General features: G+C 64.9%; 1 protein-coding gene. It reads left to right on the top strand.

What is annotated here, in order from left to right:
• Positions 1–444: 444 nt before the first annotated feature.
• On the top strand, positions 445–1,821 hold the full coding sequence (gene ltrA / locus DFO68_RS15320; RefSeq protein ID WP_208107455.1) for a group II intron reverse transcriptase/maturase: 1,377 nt from the start codon (positions 445–447) through the stop codon (positions 1,819–1,821).
• Positions 1,822–1,906: the final 85 nt, after the last annotated feature.

The following is a 1,906-nucleotide window of genomic DNA, read 5'->3' as shown; positions in this document are numbered from 1 at the left end:
CAGCGCCTGACTGGCGCTGTTTCCAAGGGTGGTGCCTTGGAATGACTTGGGGGTGAAAGTCCCCTGCACGCCCGGCAAGGGGAAGTGCTAGCCGACGGCAAGGGTGTCTCCCGTGAGGGGGAATCTGAAGGCAGCCTGAAGCAAAACGCTGGCCTGACGAACAGGAAGCGGATACGAGGCGGCATGGCGGGGTGAGGTGGCATGCATCATCAAAGCCCGGTACTTGCACGGAACGCCATGACGTATATCCGACAGGCATAAGCGGGAAGGTCGCGCGTCTTACCCTGGGAGGTCTGGTGGTCTGCCACGGTGCTACCGGCGTCGAGAGGCGGCGGGATGGGCCACCAGACGTCAGCCGAGGCCATAGTAAGTGCCGGTTTACCGCGGCACCAAGGGCCGAACATGAAGAACCGTGAGTAGGCGATGACGTCTCGAGGATCGATCATGAAGACAGAAAGTGGCGCTGATACCGCCACCCACCCAGAGGGGCAGGGGCAGTACCCCGGGTCCCAGCCGGTGGGCGTCGAGACGGTTCCGGCGTCGTCATCGTGGACGAAAGCGGAGCCCGACCCGCTCATGGAGGCCGTGGTAGAGAAGGTCAACATGGCGCGGGCTTACCGTAGGGTGGTCGCCAACAAAGGGGCGCCGGGTGCCGACGGCATGACGGTGGACCAGTTGGCCGACCATCTGAAGCAACACTGGCCGACGCTGCGCGAGCGGCTGCTGGCCGGTGAGTACCACCCCAGCCCAATCCGAGCCGTCGAGATCCCCAAGCCCAAGGGCGGGACGCGACAGCTTGGCATCCCCACGGTCACCGACCGGCTGATCCAGCAGGCGCTGCTGCAGGTGCTGACGCCGCGCTTCGACCCGGGATTCTCGGCATCGAACTACGGCTACCGCCCCAAGCGCAGCGCCCAGCAGGCCGTCTCGGCGATGAAGGACCATGTCGCCGCCGGCCACCGCTGGGTGGTCGACCTTGACCTGAAAGCCTTCTTCGACCGAGTGAACCACGACCTGCTGATGGCCCGGGTCGCGCGCCACGTCTGCGACAAGCGAGTGTTGCGCCTGATCCGACGCTATCTGGAAGCCGGGATGTTCCAGGATGGCCTGGCCGCGCCACGCCGGCAGGGCACGCCCCAGGGTGGGCCGCTGAGCCCACTGCTAGCGAACATCCTGCTGGATGACGTGGACAAGGAACTGGAGCGCCGCGGTCACCGCTTCTGCCGCTACGCCGACGACCTGCAGGTGTATGTCAGGAGTCGGCGAGCGGGCGAGCGCGTCATGGCCAGTCTGAGTGATTTTCTCGAGAGCTCACTCAAGCTGACGGTCAATCGCGACAAGAGTGCGGTGGAACGGCCGTGGAACCGGGAGTATCTGGGCTACACGCTGACCAGGCACAAACTGCCGAAGCTGACGCTGGCCAAAGCCAGCTTGCAGCGCCTGATGCAGCGTGTCCGCGAGATCCTCAAGCGCGGCAGGGGGCGCAACATACGGCGAGTCATTGAGGAGCTGGTCCCCGCCCTGCGGGGCTGGGCCAACTACTTCTCCCTCGTTGATGTGAAGCGCCCGCTGGAAGCGTTGGATCAGTGGATACGCCGTCGGCTGCGCTGTGTGATCTGGCGGCAGTGGAAACGCCCATGGACCCGGCGGCGCAAGCTTCTGGCGCTGGGCCTGGACGAGCAGCGTGCCTGGAAGTCAGCGGGGAATGGGCGAGGTCCTTGGTGGAATGCCGGTGCCTCGCACATGAATCAGGCCCTGCCGCGGAAGTGGTTCGACTGGTTGGGTCTGATCTCGGTACTGGACACGGTCAAGAGGGCTTAATCGTTCTTCGTGAACCGCCGTGGTACGGAACCGTATGCCCGGTGGTGTGAGAGGACGGGGGAGGCGACTCCCCCTCCTACTCGAT

It is taken from the genome of Halomonas ventosae, from assembly GCF_004361885.1.
GTDB lineage: Bacteria > Pseudomonadota > Gammaproteobacteria > Pseudomonadales > Halomonadaceae > Halomonas > Halomonas ventosae_C.
Note: the sequence above shows the minus strand (reverse complement) of the source record. Positions and strands in the feature narration are given on the sequence as shown.